This is a genomic window from Thomasclavelia sp. (assembly GCF_047249845.1).
GTDB lineage: Bacteria > Bacillota_I > Bacilli_A > Erysipelotrichales > Coprobacillaceae > Thomasclavelia.
This window is the reverse complement of the sequence record NZ_JBKTWO010000120.1, coordinates 1-2,557: the sequence shown is the minus strand read 5'-3', so window position 1 is coordinate 2,557 and position 2,557 is coordinate 1. Positions and strand designations below refer to the sequence as shown.

At 30.8% G+C, this 2,557-nt stretch carries 2 protein-coding genes, 1 pseudogene and 1 riboswitch; all 3 genes and pseudogenes read left to right on the top strand.

Going from position 1 to position 2,557, the window contains the following annotated elements; genetic code table 11:
* The first annotated feature begins 28 nt into the window (after nucleotides 1–28).
* Complete coding sequence (locus tag ACLR9T_RS13810; RefSeq protein ID WP_413110070.1) at nucleotides 29–706, top strand: DUF2262 domain-containing protein; 678 nt, start codon at nucleotides 29–31, stop codon at nucleotides 704–706.
* A 619-nt stretch (nucleotides 707–1,325) separates the two neighbouring features.
* Nucleotides 1,326–2,072: pseudogene (locus ACLR9T_RS13805) on the top strand (SDR family oxidoreductase).
* A 32-nt stretch (nucleotides 2,073–2,104) separates the two neighbouring features.
* Nucleotides 2,105–2,151, top strand: a riboswitch (PreQ1 riboswitch).
* Between the two features lie 72 nt (nucleotides 2,152–2,223).
* Nucleotides 2,224–2,557: QueT transporter family protein (locus ACLR9T_RS13800; RefSeq protein ID WP_413110069.1), on the top strand; the 334-nt coding region annotated here is incomplete at its 3' end.

Here is a 2,557-nt window from a genome sequence, read left to right as displayed (position 1 = left end):
AGCGTATATTGATGTAAGAAGTTGAGAATTGTTTGAGGGGAAAATAGGTATAGAATGGTTAGTCAATGATAAAGAATGTCGCAGTAGTAAAAAGATTTATAATCTTAAAGGTCAAAAAATCTATCAACTTATAGTTCGAGAATCTTTACCCTATGAAAATGAATATACACATGATACTTTTGAAAAAGGTCATTGGCTTATGCTTGTTGATGTGAAAAAAAGGAATTGTCATAATGCACAATTAGAAGATGTTTTAAAGGAATATCAAAAAGAAGTTTCTATTCATCCTCAAGGTTGTCAAAAATTAATATTAGATAAATCATTAGGAATATTTAGTGGTGAAGGAAATTGGAATCATGAAGAATGTTATATTCATTTAGATACTGATGGTGAAGGAATTGAAACAGCTGATGAGACTTTAAAAACTTTCCAAGAATTAATGGCGAACGGTGAAGTATGGGATCAAAAGGCAAGAGAATATGCAGCTGATGAATTAACTGAGTTAGCGAATGAATGGGCAGAGGAAAATGATTTAGAAATCACTCATGAAGATTTTGCAAAACGGATGGTCATTAGTGAAGTGTGTGTATCACTAGAAGGTGACTTTGAATTGTTCTATAACGATGATGATATGTTTTATGGACATGTCATTATTGTGAGTGGAAATATTCAGGAAGGATTTAAAGATGCTTATATAGCAGGATAAATATCAGAGCAAAAGGATGTTATAACATTCATTATATTCATAATGTTGCCTATTAATAGACAATATCATAAAAAATAAATTCTTGTTGCAAAAACGTTTTTTATTTACTTTGTTAGAGTGTTATATCTTGTATAATTTTTGAAAATTAGAATCAATATGTAAATTATATATTTGCTTATTGCATAAAATGGTTGATATTTATTAAAAATTGGTTATAATATAAATGAAAGGAATAATCAGTAGACGGTTATGCCTTGGATTTGATGGTTAAAATAACTACCAAAGTTTTCCTAGGACCATGGTAGTTATTTTTTGTTTCCTTTTATAATTTCAAGGAGTAGTTTGACAATGACTGCGATAATAGCCATCATTAAAGATAACATTTCATAATCGCTCATGTTTTACCACCTCCGTTGTTTCAAATTTCTCTAATGAGATATCTATATCAACAGAGTTTCCAATCTCTATCTATTGACCAAAGCATAACCACCTACCGTTATGATTATTCCATGTGACTATTATAGCATAAAGCAAATATTTCATCTATAATTATTTGCTAAAAGCTATTAATTGTTTTATCCCTTATCTATGATAAAATATTGGAAAGGATGGTGATTTAATGATATATAAAAATTATGGTGTTGTTGTGACTGGAGGAGGTCATGGTATTGGAAAAGCTATTATTGAAGAGTTTGTGAGAGAAGGAGCAAAGGTCTGTTTTATTGATATCAATGCAGATTATGGAAAGTCATTGGTAAGTGAATCTGTTTTCTTTTTTCATGGTGATGTTTCTTTATAAGATGATTTAAATCAATTTATTTGTTTTTTTAAAGAGAAATTAGAAAGAATAGATGTTCTTGTGAATAATGCTTGTGTGTCACACCAAGGACTATTAAATCAATGTAATTACCAGGAATTTCAAAAATCATTATCTATTGGAGTAACAGCACCTTATTATTTGAGTTTGCAATGTCAAGATGAATTAAAGAAAAACAAGGGTTCTATTATTAATATTGCTTCATCACGTGCTTTTCAATCCGAACCAAATACAGAATCATATACAAGTGCCAAAGGTGGTATTGTTGCATTAACACATGCTTTGGCGATTTCTTTGTCAGGGCAAGTACGAGTAAACTGTATTGCTCCAGGATGGATTGATGTCAATGATACAGAAAGTTTTTCTAAAGAAGATGAAACTGCAATTCCAGTAGGAAGAGTAGGAAAGCCAATAGATATTGCTAGAATGGTAATGTTTTTATGTAGTGAAGATGCAGGGTTTATCACAGGTGAAACATTTGTTGTAGATGGAGGTATGAGCAAACGTATGATTTATCATGGTGATCATGGATGGGAATATCATATCTAAGGTTGCAAACATCATTTTGATATGCTAGAATGATTGCACTGGTTCGAGAGCCAAACCCAGTATAAAAAACTAAGGACATGAAAGAATGGTGGCTCTGCCATCTTTTTTCATGTCTGACTTCTAACTGTATTTTAGAAGAGGAGGAACTTAAATGAATAATGGAGTTAAAGAAGTTGCAATCAATGCTATGATTGCTTGTGTTTATGCAGCACTAACAATTGCATGTTCAAGTATTGCTTATGGAGGAATTCAATTTAGAATTTCTGAAATATTAATATTTCTAGCATTCTATAACAAGAAATATATACCAGGTTTAATTATTGGTTGTTTTTTAGCTAATTTACCGTCACCATTAGGATTGGCAGATATGTGTTTTGGAACATTAGCTACTGCAATTACATGTTTAGGTGTATATAAAATTAAAAATATTTACATTGCAGGATTATTTGGTGCAATTGTGAATGGATTGATTGTTGGTGCTGAAT